At 57.7% G+C, this 15,324-nt stretch carries 12 protein-coding genes and 1 riboswitch; of the genes, 4 read left to right on the forward strand and 8 right to left on the reverse strand.

The window, feature by feature from the left end; genetic code table 11:
* Positions 1-23 precede the first annotated feature (23 nt).
* Genes glyS through ACR0LH_RS06345 form a run of 3 tightly spaced genes read right to left on the reverse strand, consistent with a single transcriptional unit; the run spans position 24 to position 3,997 of the window.
* Complete coding sequence (glyS, locus tag ACR0LH_RS06335) at positions 24-2,246, reverse strand: glycine--tRNA ligase subunit beta (protein ID WP_480720146.1); 2,223 nt, start codon at positions 2,244-2,246, stop codon at positions 24-26.
* Between the two features lie 9 nt (positions 2,247-2,255).
* Positions 2,256-3,470: a sodium/glutamate symporter gene (gene gltS / locus ACR0LH_RS06340; protein WP_480720148.1), complete on the reverse strand. Its 1,215-nt coding sequence runs from the start codon at positions 3,468-3,470 to the stop codon at positions 2,256-2,258.
* A gap of 5 nt (positions 3,471-3,475) precedes the next feature.
* A complete protein-coding gene (locus ACR0LH_RS06345; protein WP_480720149.1) occupies positions 3,476-3,997 on the reverse strand; it encodes a DUF6446 family protein in 522 nt (173 codons plus the stop codon).
* A gap of 91 nt (positions 3,998-4,088) precedes the next feature.
* Here ACR0LH_RS06345 and ACR0LH_RS06350 point away from each other — a divergent pair, with 91 nt between their 5' ends.
* Positions 4,089-4,721: a MarC family protein gene (locus ACR0LH_RS06350; RefSeq protein WP_170562819.1), complete on the forward strand. Its 633-nt coding sequence runs from the start codon at positions 4,089-4,091 to the stop codon at positions 4,719-4,721.
* An 8-nt stretch (positions 4,722-4,729) separates the two neighbouring features.
* Here ACR0LH_RS06350 and ACR0LH_RS06355 read toward each other — a convergent pair whose 3' ends face one another.
* Positions 4,730-5,659: a glycine--tRNA ligase subunit alpha gene (locus tag ACR0LH_RS06355; protein ID WP_170383703.1), complete on the reverse strand. Its 930-nt coding sequence runs from the start codon at positions 5,657-5,659 to the stop codon at positions 4,730-4,732.
* A 205-nt stretch (positions 5,660-5,864) separates the two neighbouring features.
* Here ACR0LH_RS06355 and ACR0LH_RS06360 point away from each other — a divergent pair, with 205 nt between their 5' ends.
* Positions 5,865-7,598: a serine protease gene (locus ACR0LH_RS06360; protein WP_480720151.1), complete on the forward strand. Its 1,734-nt coding sequence runs from the start codon at positions 5,865-5,867 to the stop codon at positions 7,596-7,598.
* 49 nt (positions 7,599-7,647) lie between these two features.
* Here ACR0LH_RS06360 and ACR0LH_RS06365 read toward each other — a convergent pair whose 3' ends face one another.
* On the reverse strand, positions 7,648-9,222 hold the full coding sequence (locus ACR0LH_RS06365; protein WP_480720153.1) for a thiamine pyrophosphate-binding protein: 1,575 nt from the start codon (positions 9,220-9,222) through the stop codon (positions 7,648-7,650).
* Positions 9,222-10,670, reverse strand: a complete 1,449-nt coding sequence (locus tag ACR0LH_RS06370) for a TrkH family potassium uptake protein (RefSeq protein ID WP_480720155.1) — start codon at positions 10,668-10,670, stop codon at positions 9,222-9,224. The genes ACR0LH_RS06365 and ACR0LH_RS06370 overlap by 1 nt, the downstream gene beginning before the upstream one ends.
* Before the next feature lie 94 nt (positions 10,671-10,764).
* Here ACR0LH_RS06370 and ACR0LH_RS06375 point away from each other — a divergent pair, with 94 nt between their 5' ends.
* Positions 10,765-11,253, forward strand: a complete 489-nt coding sequence (locus ACR0LH_RS06375; protein ID WP_480720157.1) for a hypothetical protein — start codon at positions 10,765-10,767, stop codon at positions 11,251-11,253.
* A 513-nt stretch (positions 11,254-11,766) separates the two neighbouring features.
* Here ACR0LH_RS06375 and folE2 read toward each other — a convergent pair.
* Positions 11,767-12,870: a GTP cyclohydrolase FolE2 gene (gene folE2 / locus ACR0LH_RS06380; RefSeq protein ID WP_480720159.1), complete on the reverse strand. Its 1,104-nt coding sequence runs from the start codon at positions 12,868-12,870 to the stop codon at positions 11,767-11,769.
* Between the two features lie 172 nt (positions 12,871-13,042).
* Positions 13,043-14,233: an O-succinylhomoserine sulfhydrylase gene (gene metZ / locus ACR0LH_RS06385; RefSeq protein WP_480720160.1), complete on the reverse strand. Its 1,191-nt coding sequence runs from the start codon at positions 14,231-14,233 to the stop codon at positions 13,043-13,045.
* A 65-nt stretch (positions 14,234-14,298) separates the two neighbouring features.
* Positions 14,299-14,376, reverse strand: a riboswitch (SAM riboswitch).
* A 244-nt stretch (positions 14,377-14,620) separates the two neighbouring features.
* Between metZ and ACR0LH_RS06390 the strand changes: the two genes are divergently transcribed.
* On the forward strand, positions 14,621-15,310 hold the full coding sequence (locus ACR0LH_RS06390) for a glutathione S-transferase N-terminal domain-containing protein (RefSeq protein WP_170777780.1): 690 nt from the start codon (positions 14,621-14,623) through the stop codon (positions 15,308-15,310).
* Positions 15,311-15,324 lie beyond the last annotated feature (14 nt).

Here is a 15,324-nt window from a genome sequence, read left to right on the forward strand (position 1 = left end):
TGTTGACGCAAGCGCGTTCTGGGTCAGCCCTCGATCTTGGTCAAATCCGCGACACTAGAACACACCTGCCTGATCTGGCTTAGCAGGTTCAGACGGTTACGCCGCAGAATATCGTTGTCGGTATTGACCTGCACATCCTCAAAGAACGCATCCACAGGACCGCGCAGGGCCGCCATCGTCGTCATGGCCAGCGGGTAATCTTCTGCCTTCAGCGCGGCGTTGATCTTGGACTGCGCCGCTTCCAAAGCTGCAAACAAGGCCGTTTCGCTGTCAGTCTCTGCGAATTTCACATCAGCGCCATAAGAGTATTCGACGCCATCCTTTTCCTCGGCCTGAGTGAGGATGTTGTTGGCGCGCTTGAAGCCCTGAACAAGGTTTTCGCCATCCTCGGTCGCGATCACCTCATTCAACGCGCGTGCGCGTTTGACCAACAGGTTCAGGTCATCGTTGCCTTCCATCGCAATACAGGCGTCGATGATGTCGTGACGAATACCCTCATCGCGCAGGAATACCTTGAGGCGGTCGTGGAAGAAAGAGAGGAGATCAACCGAAGTGTCGGGAATCTTCTGTTCCAGTTTTAGGAACTCGGGGGTCGAGATTTCACCCAACTTGTCTTTCACAGTTCGGAACGCCGCGCCAAATACGCCGTGATCTGCGATCTCATCCAACAGCTCCTTGACGTTTTCCGCAGGCAAAGTGTCATTCATCGCAGCCTCGGCCCGAACAAGCTGCGCGTCAAAGTAGCGATCCAATTTCAGACGCAAGTCATTCGTCAATACCAACCGAATTACGCCCAACGCAGCACGGCGCAGCGCAAACGGGTCCTTGGAACCAGTCGGCTTTTCATCAATCGCCCAGAACCCGGTCAGCGTGTCCAGCTTGTCCGCAAGCGCCACGGTAACAGATACAGGTGCCGTCGGCACATCGTCTGTCGGACCCAAGGGAGAATAGTGTTCCTCGCTGGCCTGCCCCACTTCGGACGGAAGCTCAGCGGCCTCGGCGTAGTAGCGCCCCATCAAGCCTTGAAGCTCGGGGAATTCAAACACCATTTCCGAAGACAGGTCGGCCTTGCACCCTTGCGCCGCCATCATCGCCAAAGCAGGGTCTGCGTTGACTGCCGGTGCCAATTCATGCGCCAGTTCAGCAATACGCGCCACACGTTCGCCTTGCGATCCCAGCTTTGCGTGGAATTTCACAGAATTCAGTTTGTCCACCCACGGCTTGAAGCCGTCTGCCTTGACGATGCGCAGGTCGTTCTCCCAAAAGAACTTTGCGTCCGCCAAACGAGCTGACAGCACCTTTTGGTTCCCCGCCAGAATGGTTGCGCCGTTGTCAGCGGTTTCACGGTTGGCGACCGTGATGAAACGTTCGATCCGACCTGCCTTTGGGTTGCGCACCGAGAAGAACTTTTGATGCTCTTTCATCGAGGTCTGCAGCACCTCGGGCGGCAGGTCCAGAAACTCGTCGTCGATCTTGCCCATCAAAACCACGGGCCATTCGACCAGCCCCGCGACCTCGGCCAGCAGACCCTTGTCTTCAACGACTTCCAGCCCTGCTGCAAAAGCCATATTGTGGGCATCGTTCCAAATATGCTCGGCCCGGTCAGCCGGGTTCAGCACCACGAAAGCGCGTTTCAACATGGCAGCGTAGTCGTCAAACGAAGTGACCGAGAACCGATCGGGCGCCATGAACCGGTGACCGCCAGTTTTATCACCGGATTTGATCCCCTCAATTTCCAGCGGAACGACCTGCGCTCCGGTCTCGTCGCTGAGGATACACAGGATCGAGTGCAAAGGCCGCACCCAGCGCAATGGGCCACTGCCCCAGCGCATTGATTTAGGCCATGGGAAATTGCGGATCGTGGCTTCAAGAACCTCGGCCACAATCTCGGCTGCTGGACGACCCGTTTTTTCGATAGTGGCGAAGTAGACCGCACCTTTAGGGGTTTCACGCTCCTCCAACTGGTCGCGGGAAAGCCCCGCGCCGCGCAGAAAGCCTTCGATTGCCTTGTCCGGCGCGCCAACTTTCGGGCCTTTACGCTCTTCCCGGATTGTCGGGCTTTCCGCCAGCAGCCCGTCCACCGCAAGGGTCAGGCGGCGCGGCGTGGTCAGGGCTGCGGCCCCGGAATAGGTCAGACCGGCCTCGACCAGACAGTCGGTGATCCGCTTTTTCAGATCTTCACCGGCGCGGGTTTGCATACGCGCGGGGATCTCTTCAGAAAACAGTTCGATCAGCAGGTCGGGCATTGTCGGTCCTTAGAAATTGACGATCGTCTGGATGACGATGGCATTGGCGATATCCACAAAGAAGGCGGATACAAGGGGCAGCACGATAAAGGCAATAGGTGAAGGGCCATATCTCTTGGTCACGGCGGTCATATTTGCAATAGCCGTGGGTGTCGCGCCCAAAGCAAAACCGCCGAACCCGGCTGCCAGAACTGCGGCGCGGTAGTTGCTGCCCATCACCGGGAATAGCACCCAGATCACGAATACCACGGCAAATATGGTCTGCGCGGCCATGATCACAACGATAGCAAGACCCAGTTCGGCGATGGTCCACAACTGCAAGCTCATGAGCGACATGGCCAGAAACGCGCCCAACGAGAATTCGGAAATCAGCGCGAGCGACGGTGTGCGCGCCACTGGCGGAGCGGATGGGGTCAGTACGGACCGCAGGTTGGCGATGACGATGCCCATGATCAGGCAAGGCACGAATAGCGGAAGCCGCAACCCAGCGGCCGTTATCGCCTCGTTCAGCATGTACCCAAGGACAATCGCGATATTCAGGTAGAGCATCACCCGCATGATCGTCAGATGGTCAATCTTAGAAGCGGCTTCACTCGGGCTTTCCGGCAGCCCAACTGTGTGCTCTTCGTCCGGACGATCCGGTGTCAGCCCCCTCCCCTCGATCAACAAACGCGCGATTGGGCCGCCGACCAATGCTGCAAGAACCAAACCCAAGGTGGCCACTGCTACGCCAAGTTCGGTCGCTCCGGCCAATCCGGTTACAGCGCCCACTTCTGGCGCCCAGGCTATGGCTGTTCCGTGCCCTCCGATCAGAGCGGCCGAGCCGAACAGCACGCCAGCCTGCGCTGGATACCCGAATGTCACCGCTCCGACCGCGCCGACGATGTTTTGGGCAACGATCGTCACCAGAGTCAAAACCAACAGCAAAATCAGCGGTTTGCCACCTGATATTAAGTCAGAAAACCGAGCATTCAGGCCGATACCCGCGAAAAACACCACCAACAGGAAATCTCGCGCCGCCAGGTCGAACGTCATCTCGAAACCGAAAACCAGATACAGCAACAAAAAGAAAACCGCCGCCAACAGGCCGCCCGTTACAGGCTCGGGGATATTGAACTGACGCAGGACAGCCGTTCGCGCATTAATCTCAGCACCGACGAGATAGACGGCGAACCCCAGAGTTGCCGTCAGAAAGCTTGGAATTTCCAGCATTTCCTCAGTCATTGCGATCATTCCTGCGGCCTTGGTGGGCACTCCTCGCCCACTACGGTTCCGTCATAGGCCTTTTCCCCGCAGTTGTTCAGCGCGTGCCAGACATATCCTTTGCCGTCTTTGGTAATGGCGACGATGCGATCAACACCGTAGTGAATGTTCTTAACCCCGACAAACGCTTGCGCCTGCCCGGAGTCCAAAGCGTCCGCCACCGCCGCAGCATCGTAGCAATCAAACCAGCGCGGAGCCGTCAGCGGTTCGGGGTTCTCTATCGGCATAAACTCCGCAAGGTCAGTCACCGCCAGATCCGTTTCAAAACACGCACGATAGCGAATTGGCGAGCTGTCAGCGTCTATCGCTTGAAACGCGGAATATGGGATCGCGACGGGTGCCTGGTCTTCTGCGGCCAACAAAGTCACGTCCTCGCCCGCTTTGGGCTCTACGGAATAGTAGAACCCATACACCTGAAGATAGTACATGGCCGCTCCCGCAAGGGCAGCGGACACGAGCAGAAGGATGGCAAGCAGTTTTCCAGTCATAGTTCCCACATCCTGATCACGCGGCCTCTTTCAAACTTGCGAAAAATGCGACAGGTTTCAATCCAGTACAGGTTGAGTTGAGGCATACGGAATGGATCCCACCCTTGCAGCCGGATTTTTCGGCGCGTTGTTCGCGATCATGAACCCGATCACCAACCTGCCCGTCTTTCTGAGCGTGACAGATGGCCTGTCGCCCACCGATCAGAGAAAGGTCGCGACCAAGACCGCGCTTTACTGCCTGATACTGGGTGGAGCGTTCGCCGCGATAGGCAACAAAACCCTTGGTCTTTTCGGCATCAGCGTGGACGACCTGCGCGTCGCGGGCGGACTGGTCGTTCTCATGATCGGGCTGAACATGCTGAGCGGCACCGAAAGCACCACCCATCACGGCACGGAAGGGGAAAAGCAATCCTACCCCGAACCCGACACCGTGGCTTTTTATCCGCTGGCCTTCCCCATTCTCGTTGGCCCCGGCACGATCACGACGCTGATCCTGTACGCTCACCACGTTTCCAAACCAGTTGACGTCATGATCTACTCGGGCGTTTTCCTGGCGGTGCTGTTCTTGCTGTTCATCACCTTCTGGAACGCCTCGGCGCTGGCCAAACGGCTGTCTGCGAATGCGCGGGTGATCATGAGCCGTTTCATGGGCATGATCCTGTCTGCCATTGCCATCGGGATGATCGCAGACGGCCTGAAGGTTCTGTTGCCCGGATTGGCCTGAACGCCCCATCAGCCCCCGAACCCGGCGGCCTCGGTCAACACAAACGCATCGGCGCATTGCTTGGCCAGAGCTCGAACACGACCGATATAGGCTTGACGTTCTGTCACCGAAATCACGCCACGGGCATCCAACAGATTGAACATGTGGCTGGCCTTTATGCACTGGTCATAGGCCGGGTGCGCCATCACGATACGCTTGCCGGTTTTCGGGTCGTCATGTTCCTGAGCAAGAATGTTGGCACATTCGGCCTCGGCCTCCTCAAACTGACGCAGCAACACTTCGGTATTGGCTACGTCAAAGTTCCAGCGGGCGTATTCTTCCTCGGTCTGCTTGAAAATATCGCCGTATTTCAACGGACTGGGAGACTGCGGATCATTAAACGGCATGTCCATGACATGGTCGATGCCCAGCACATACATGGCCAGACGCTCCAACCCATAGGTCAGCTCGCCTGAGACCGGCGCGCAGTCATGTCCACCGACCTGTTGGAAATAGGTGAACTGACTGACTTCCATACCGTCACACCAGACTTCCCAGCCCAGACCCCACGCGCCCAAAGTCGGGCTTTCCCAGTCATCCTCGACAAAGCGGATGTCATGCAGATCCATGTCGATCCCGATCGCCTCGAGCGACCCCAGATAAAGATCCTGCAGGTCCGGCGGGCTGGGTTTGATCAGCACCTGATACTGATAGTAGTGCTGCAAACGGTTCGGGTTCTCACCGTAACGCCCGTCCGTCGGACGGCGCGAGGGCTGCACATAGGCGGCTGCCCAAGCCTTTGACCCCAACGCGCGCAGAGTGGTCGCCGGGTGGAATGTACCTGCGCCAACCTCCATGTCGTAGGGCTGTAGAATGGCACATCCTTTCGAGGCCCAATAGGTCTGAAGCCGCAGGATTATCTCCTGAAAAGAACGAGGTGCACTGGACTGTTCGGTCATGACATTCCCTTTGGGCGACGACGCGCCCGGTTCCGATGGGTTTTGCCCTTCCTATGCAAGGGGCAAAGGGGCGTCAACGTCCCAGTGCGCTTTGGCTGTCACTGGACCGCCACACTGGAAATTCCCCGTAATCGGGGCATGGCGCTTGGCCCCTCATATCGCGTATTCTAACCAAAAGATAAAACACCGCGGACACGGGCAGACAATGACACGCATATTCACTGCAATTCTGTTTCTATTCTTCTTTGGCGTGCGCGCCGTATTTGCCCAACAAGACGCTGGCGTCTGGGTTCAGGTTGAGGCGCAGCCCTCGCTGCGTGAGGCCCAGGAACGGGCGCAGGCTTACGCCAACGTCCTGCCGGATGTAAACGGGTTTCGCCTTAACTCTGGCTGGTATGCCATTGTTATTGGACCGTATTTACAAAGCGACGCCGAACAAGTCCTCCGGGTTTACCGCGCCGAAGGGCAAATCCCCGCAGACAGCTATATCGCATTCTCGAATTCCCTTGAGCAGCAGTTCTGGCCCGTCGGAGTCAATATTCTGGATCGCGGGGTCGTGCCCCCTCCGGTCGAGCCTGCGCCCGAGCAGCCTGTTACAGGGCTGACGCCGCAAGTATCTGATGAAACCCGCGCGCAAGCCCTTCAAAGTGAACGCCTGTTGACTTCTCAGGACCGAAAAGACCTGCAAACTGCGCTGCAGGCCGCGGGGTTCTACAACTCGACAATCGATGGCGCATTTGGTCCCGGCACCCGCCGGTCCATGAGCGATTGGCAGCGTTTCAACGGCTATGACGCCACGGGCGTGCTGACCACTGCTCAGAGGCAAGCATTGATGGACGACTTCAATGCCCCCCTGATCAGCGTTGGAATGAAGCGCTATTCTGACCCGCAAGCCGGGATTGATTTGGACCTGCCGCTGGGCGCGGTTGCATTTGACCGGCATGAAGCTCCATTCGTTCATTTCAACGGCACTTCAAGTCTGGATGCCAAGGTATTGCTGATCAGTCAAAACGGAAGCAAAGCCACGCTGCGCGCACTTTACGAAGTCATGCAATCACTTGAGATTGTTCCCTTGGATGGCCCAAGGCAGTTGCGCGGGGATAGCTTTACGCTTGAAGGGCGCGGCAACGGCATTGTGTCCTATACCGAAGCGCAGTTGAAAGACGGGGCTATCAAGGGCTTTACGCTCGTCTGGCCCGACGGGGACGAGGCGCGCCGCGCGCGCGTACTTGCGGCTATGAAGGCCAGCTTCGCCACAAACAGCGCGGTTCTGGACCCCGCAGTTGGTGAAAACGCAGGGCAACGCATCGACCTTGTATCTGGGTTGCAGGTCCGTAAGCCACGCCTCTCTCGATCTGGGTTCTTTGCCGATGCCAAGGGTACAGTTCTTACGGTCGCCGAAGCGGTGGACAGTTGCGCACGCGTGACGCTTGACGGCGATCAAGAACTGCAAGTCGCCTGGACCGACATCGATCTCGGCGTTACGGTCCTACGCCCCAAAGTCGATCTGGCCCCTCTCAGTGTTGCGGAATTCCGGGCGGGCACCCCTAGAATACAATCCGAAGTCGCAGTTTCCGGGTTCTCATACGAAGGCGCGTTGGGTGCACCCACGTTGACATATGGCCAGATTGCCGATGTGCGCGGCCTGAACGGTGAAGAAGGCATAAAGCGCCTTGCATTGGCCGCTCAACCCGGCGACGCAGGCGGTCCGGTATTTGATGACAGCGGCCAAGTCGTTGGCATGCTGTTGCCAACTCCGTCCGAGGGACGCACCCTGCCCGCGTCGGTCAGCCTGGCCGCATCCGCGGATCGGCTGAATGAGGTTTTGGGCAAAGCCGGACTATCAGGCCAATCTGGTCAGGCAACAACACAAGTCACGCCCAACGAACTGAACCGCCGCGCAAATGGAATGACCGTGTTGGTTCATTGCTGGGACTAACCACACCTGCAAAAAACTCAGCGCCGCTTTTGCAAGCGGCGTTGTCGCTCTAAAGTATGTCCGGCGTGACCCGGATCAAAGTTGGGACGGGTGCGTCAAAAGCCGCACGAACAGCATCCTGCAAATCTTCAAGATTTGACGGGGCCGCCGACAAAGCGCCGTATGCTCGTGCCAGTTGGCAGAAATCAGGGTTGTGCGCGACGACGGCATTGGGTGCGATCTGACTGCGTATCATGCTGTCTTCGATCTCTTTTAATTTGCCATTGTCCCAAAGAATTATGGGCAGTGACAGTCCAAGTTCAACCGCCGCCCCCAGTTCCATCATTGTGTACTGAAACCCATAGTCCCCCGCGATCACAGCCGTTGGCTTTCCACGGCGGGCAACCGCGCCGCCGATCCCCGCCGGCAACGCATAACCCAGCGTGCCGAAACTCGTCGGGTGATGCCAATGGTAAGGATACGCCATGTCCCAAACTTCTTTGGCGACGTAGGCAAACTGGGTCATGTCCGAATAGATCATCGTGTCCGAGGGCATCGCCGCGCGCAGCGCTTCTATCACTGGAACAATACCCGGACGTTCCGCATCCACTTCGGCGCGCCAGCGGGCCCGCGCCTCGATCACTTCCTCAGCAGTCCAGCCCGTGGCAGGTTTTACGTGATCAACTGAGGCCCAAAGTGAATGCGCAAAACTCTCACCATCCGCTTGCAGCTTTACGGCTGCGCGATGGTGATCAGACAGCACCTTAGGATCGATATCCACCCGCACAAGGTTCGCTGTATTTCCTAGCCGATCACGCCACAAATCGACCTCGCCAAGCTCGGCCCCGACCGCGATCACGAGATCGGCCGAGGCAATGATATCTGCGCTTCCCGGACGCGTAAGCGCAGCGCCGAAATCCAGCGCATAGTCCAGCCCTGCCATACCGCGACCAGCAAATGTCGTGAAACAAGCGGCACCCAACTGCGTCAAAATCTGCCGCCAGAGGTTTGATCGTGTCCCGCCACCCAAGATGAAAAGTGGCCGACGCGCGATATTGAGCATCGACAACACCGACGCAACATCCGGCGGGAGAGCCTTTGTCCGAAGCCCCGACTGATTGGGAAAAGGCGCTGGGTCGGCCTCGGCTTCAAGCTGGGCTATCGGAACCTGAATGTGCTTGGGGCGAGGACGAGCTAGCTCGAACTCCTCGAATGCACGCTCGATAAGCCCGTAGGCCGCCTGAGCGGTATTGGCTTGATGAGACCAGTCCGCCACCGTTTCAGCCGCAGCACGTTGGTCTTTCATCTGATGCAACTGACCATGCAAAGCCTGCGTTTCGTCCAGACAGGACGAAATCACCAACATCGGAACCGAGTCCGTGAACCCCTGCCCCATCGGTGTCATGACATTGCACAAACCCGGCCCCGTGATCACATATGCCACTCCGGGCTTGCCCGTCGCGCGCGCATACCCGTCGGCCATAAAGCCAGCACCCTGCTCGTGCCGCGCCAAGACATGCGTTATGCCTGCCTCCTCGATGCCGCGGTACATCTCTTGGTTATGAACGCCGGGAATACCAAAGATAACATCGACACCACGGTCCTTGAGCATGTGGGAAATCTGAGCGCCAAGGGGTCTTTTCATCAACTTCTCCAGAATTGCGTCGTGAACAAGGCGTAGACAGCCAGCAGTTCCAGACGCCCGACCAACATTCCGATCGACAGCAGCCATTTCGCCGTATCGCTTAGCCCCGAAAAATTCCCGGCGGGTCCGATCTGATCTCCGAGACCGGGGCCGACATTGGCCAGAGCGGTCGCAGCGCCTGAGACTGACGTGATAAAGTCCAGCCCCGTCAACGCCAATGCCCAGGCCAAAACGCCCATCGACAGAACGAAGAACATGAAAAAGCTCATGACCGAGGTCAGGACATCCGTACCGATGGGCCGCCCGCCGTAGAGAGGCATAAACACGCCATGCGGTGATCGTATTCGGCGTATCTGCGTCTTTATTGATGCGAACAAAAGCTGATAGCGGAACACTTTGATTGAACATGCCGTCGATCCCGCGCAGCCACCGATCAGACCGATCAGAAAGAACACCATGACCGGAAAGCTACCCCATGTCATGTAATCGACGCTGGCATAGCCTGTGCCTGAAATGATCGACGTAATGTTGAACAGGGATTCCCGGAATGCCTGCTCCCAGTGGCGCGGGAAAACTGACAGCAGAAACACCGTCATGACAACGACGAGCACCAAAATGGTCGCAAGGAAAGCTCGGATCTGGCTGTCCTGCCACAAGGAACTGGTATTTCCGTTTGCAAGCTGCACATACCGCACGAAAGGCAGCGCGGCCAGGATCATAAACACCGATGCGGCGTATTCCGTCGGCCCGGAAAACGTGGCGAACGAGCCGTCGTAGTTTGAAAAACCACCTGTTGCGATCGTCGTCATCGCGTGGACAACGGCGTCAAAAAAGCTCATGCCGAAGCCGGCGTACACAAGAACACAGACAAATGTCAGGAAGACATAGATCAGGGAAATCTGACCCGCGATCTCTTGCGCGCGCGGTAGAATTTTGCCCATCGTCTCAAAACCTTCCGAGCGGAAGATCTGCATGCCCCCGACCCGGAGTTCGGGCAGGAACACCATGGCGACAACGATGATCCCAATGCCGCCCAGCCACTGAAGGACACCGCGCCACAACAGTAAGCCCTGCGGCAGGTCATCCAATCCCGAAATCACGGTGGAACCTGTCGTGGTCAGGCCGGACATTGCTTCAAAATAGGCGTCTACAAAACGCAGTTCGGTTTCGCCGAACAAAAACGGTATTGCTCCAAAGAACGGGAGGGCGACCCAAACTCCGGTGGTGAGCAAAAAGGTCTGCCGAATGGTCAGCCCCTCGCCTACTCCGTTCGAGCAGCTCATGGCCAGAACCACGCCGGTCAGGATGGTTATGACACCGCTTTCAAGAAATACCGGCCATTCTCCGCGACCTTCGATCAGGTCCGCAAGCAGCGGCAGCACCATGGTCGCCCCAAGAATGGCGACCAACAGGCCAATCACATATCCAACCGGGCGCATATCCGTCATGAGGCGCAGCGTTGGCGCGCCTGCACGACGGTGTCAAGCTATAGTCCGGTTTTACTTATCCGTTTTGCTAACCGGGGCAGGCATTGCCGGCGGCTTGGACGGAGACCTTGTACGCCGAACGGGTGCCGCAGGTTTCGGTGTTTCATCCTTTTTTGCGACTGTTTTGGTCGCCGTTTTGGGATTTGCGGCACTTGCAGCAGCCTTGGGCGCAACAGGCTTGGCCACAGTGGGCGCTGCCTTGGCTTTGGTCGCGGCGGGCTTTGGTGCTGCCTTGGCAACCGCAGGCGTCGCCTCGGCAGTCGCTGCAGGTTTGGTTTTTGCAGGTGTTGCTTTGGGCGCGGCAGGCTTTGGCGTTGTGGTCCGGCCCGCTCGTGTTGCTGGTTTGGGTGCTGGCGCCTTGGCGGTTGCTGGTTTGGGTGCTGGCGCTTTGGCGGTTGCAGGTTTGGCCGCTGGGCGTCTAGCGGCAGGTTTTGCGGCTGCGCTTGCTGGCTTCGCCTTGGCTGGCGTTGTTGGTGCAGCCGATTCGGGTTTCGGCTTGGCTGATGCGTTTGCCGTCACGACGGGCTTCGGTTTTGCGACCTGAACAGTCTTGGTTTTTGTGGCACGGGCCGCAGGTTTGGCTTTTGGCTTGGGCTTCGCCTTAGGCTTTGCCGGTGCCGGAACCGACGACGACGCGTGCAGGGCATGTACCGACGCAAAGGGCAAATCCATCGCTGAACGCGCCAAAATTTGCATTATTTTCATCTGGTTACTAACCGCATAGCCAGCCATACGAATGGCAGCAGCCTGAAATTCCAGCGGTTGGGAAATCGGGTTCATAGGTAGTCTCTCCTCTGAAAACTATGCAGCTTACGAAAGAGAAAACCGCCCTGTCCGACCCGATTTCTCAGGCGGAATGAATTATTTTGCAGGCTAGGGCGTCGCACGTCTCAGCTTCCTTTGGAGTGGCAACGGCCTCTAAAAAGCGGAACATGCCACGGCTGCATTACGCACGAGTGTAGCTTGAAACACCGTGCATTCGCAGCATTTTTTGCTGCACTGCGGCAGAATCCCGCCTCCAAACAGATTCTGAGACTTTTTTAACTCACCGCGAAGGTCACCCGACGTGGAAAAGGGTCGTGAACAACCGCGGGTCCAAGCTGGCTGCCACGAACGTCGGACCTTCGGTCAGGACTGACACAGCGTCGTGGCTGTGCAGACTTTCCTGATGGCTGGCAACAACGCGGAAGTCACCGACGTGATGATCCGCCAACAACTCGGCGCAGAATAACCGGGCCGCATCTTCGACGAAAATCGGATTGGCCGCGTTAAGTTCTGCGAATGCCTGCTCGTCTTCGCGCTTGACCATCACCTGAGTTTCAGTCGGAACCGCACGGCGGCACAGTTCGATCAGGTCTTCAAACCACAGGCAGTCTGCGTCGCAATCCACGACAACAGAAATCCGCGCGACCGAGCGCTGCGAGTGCGGCGTCGCCAGTTGTCCGCGCGTGGACCGAGCGTGCTCGCTCAGTTCCAGAGAACAGGGACAGGTCGAGGAATAGACGTAATCCAAGTGCATGATCTTCTGGCGCACGCCATTCTGTTCAACCAGTTCCAGCGCGATGTCGTAATACTGATAACCTTCCAGGCCGGACCGCAGGCTTTTCACCTTGTCGGGATACGAGAACCGCATCTGAATCCGTGCATCAAAGCTGTCCAGATCAGTCATATAGTCGTCCAGCGCGGCCTCCATGACCTCAAAGCTGAACGTGCGCTCGGCATGTTTGTAGAAAGAGCGCATGATCCGGGACATGTTGATGCCCTTCTTCTCAGCATCAAGGCTGACCGTGCCGGTGACCGACGTCTCAAGTGTCAGGTCTTCACCCTGTTTGCGGTGAAATCGGATCGGCAGGCGGAAGTTCGAGATACCGACATGCTGAATTTGCTGCTTCGCGCCACGGATCAGGCTGGACGGGCCGTTTTGAAGATCGGGCAGCGTGGCGCGATACTCGGGGTCAACTTTGAAATCCTCGGGGTATTCCCGAGACAGTGAGGGATAGTTCACCGGAACCAACCCCGGCACAAGACGCGCGATAGCGGGATCGAGCTGGCTGATCTCTGTCTCTGTCGCGGATTCCGCCCATTTGCGCAACACTTTCAGCGCGGCCGCAGCCTCGTCATGGTCGGGTGCATCGTTAATGTCGCGGGGGTGCACGTTCATCAGAGAGGGCTCCTCGGGTTGGTCGCCGGACTATATACAGCTTTGGCGTGTTTTCCAGTGTAACCGTATACGCACCAAAACGCAGCCCGGATCGATTTTCTGTGCAGGAAACAGGGTTTGCCCCCTGCACACTTATACGACATAGCGCAGGATATCAGCCCAGCAGCCCCCCTTATCGCTGAGAAACGTCCAATGCTTGCTTGATATCGGCAAGCAGGTCGCCCGCATCCTCAAGCCCGACTGAAAAGCGGATCAGGCCCGGTGTGATCCCCAACTCATCCTTTTGCGCATCGCTCAGGCGCTGATGGGTTGTCGTTGCAGGATGGGTTGCAATCGACTTTGCATCACCAAGGTTGTTGGAAATCACCGGGATCGCCATCGCGTTAAGGAAGGCAAACGCTGCCTCTTTCCCGCCCTTGATGTCCAGCGACAGAACAGTGCCGCCCTTGCCGCCCAGTTGGGACTGAACCAAAGCGTTCTGCGCGTGCGTTTTAAGGCCGGGGTACAATGTGCGCTCCAGCGCGGGATGCCCTTCCAGCGCCTCGGCAATGATCTGCGCGGACTCAGCCTGCGCGTTGACCCGCAGAGCCATCGTTTCCAGACCTTTCAGCATTACCCACGCGTTGAACGGGCTGAGCGCGCCTCCGGTGTGTTTCAGATACGGCTCCACGGTTCCGCGAATAAAGTCCTTGGTCCCGATGATGACGCCGCCAAGCGCCCGCCCCTGCCCGTCGATATGCTTTGTCGCAGAATAGACCACCACATCCGCGCCCTGCTGGATCGCACGCGAGAAGACCGGGGTCGAAAAGACGTTATCAACGACGACGGTCGCACCCACAGCATGGGCGAGCTTGGCCACCGCCGCGATGTCGATCACTTCGAGCGTCGGGTTCGACATGGACTCGAAAAACACGGCCTTTGTGTCAGGACGGATCGCGGCCTTCCAAGCATCCAGGTCAGTGCCGTCGACAAAGGTTACCTCAACGCCAAAGCGGGTCAGGATGTTCTCAAGGATATAGAGACAGGAGCCAAACAGCGCCTTGGCCGAAACCACGTGATCCCCGGCCTTCAACATCGAGGTCAGCGCCGCGTTGACCGCTGCCATGCCAGAGGCGGTGGCAAATGCGTCTTCACCACCCTCAAGCGCGGCGATGCGCTGTTCAAACATGGATACGGTCGGATTGCCGTAGCGGGCATAAATGAACTCATCCGGGCCGGTTTCGATGAACCGCGCCTCGGCCTGTTCAGCGCTTTCATACACGAAGCCCTGCGTCAGAAATATCGCCTCGGACACTTCATTATATTGGCTGCGACGAATGCCGCCGTGGACGGCTTGGGTGCGTTTGTTCCAGCTCTCGCTCATGTCATTCCTCTCGGCCCTTGTCTGGCAAGGGCATCAAAAAAACCCCAGACGCGGTCAAGCGAAAGGGGCCTTTCATCCTGACCTTTTAGCGGTGTTGTTTAGCGTGGCCCGCAATCCGGTAACAAATCGCCACGTATTGCGTTGCGCATACGCCTCACTTGCCAGCACGTCAACCCTGACGGGCGCGACGTCACGGCTCTGAAACCTTCCCTGCGCCGATGTGTCATAGCGCTGCGACACAACCGCACCACAACATCTTGCGCGATAACAAGCAGACGCGAATAGTCGGGTTCAACGCGGTGACGCCGTAACTTGCACTGCCCGACCACAAGAACTGTTGCCCTTCGTTCAGAAAGCCTCATGATCCTATCAACCTGAGGAGACATCATGATCGATCTGTATTTCTGGCCCACGCCAAATGGCTGGAAGGTATCCATCGCGCTGGAAGAGATGGACCTGCCATACACAACTCATCTGATCAATATCGGCAAGGGCGACCAATTCGACCCCGAGTTTCTGAAGATCGCTCCGAACAACCGGATGCCCGCAATTGTCGACCCGGACGGACCGGATGGCCAGCCAATCTCGGTTTTTGAGAGCGGTGCGATCCTGATGTATCTGGCCCGAAAGACCGGTCGGTTCTACGGAACCACCGAACGCGACCGTGTCGCGGTTGAGGAATGGCTGATGTGGCAGATGGGTGGCGTCGGACCAATGGCGGGTCAAGCGCATCATTTCCTGAAATACGCCCCTCAAATGGATCCACCGCAGGATCTGCCCTACGCGAAAGATCGTTACCGCACCGAGGTTGGGCGTCTGTACGCAGTGCTCGATCGTCGGCTGGCCGAGAACGAGTATGTTGCGGGTGATTTCTACTCCATCGCCGACATGTCGATTTGGGGATGGGCCAGCCTCTGGGAAGGACAGCAGCAGGTGTTGGAAGATAAGCCGCACTTCACGCGCTGGCTTGAGACTGTCAGCGCACGTCCGGGCGTTCAGGCCGGGCGCGCTCTGCATGCCGAATTGCGCGGTGACCACAGAAGCAAGCAGTCACAAGAGGTTTTGTTCAAGCGGTAAGCCAACCGAAGTTT

This window comes from Ruegeria sp. CL6, assembly GCF_056536465.1.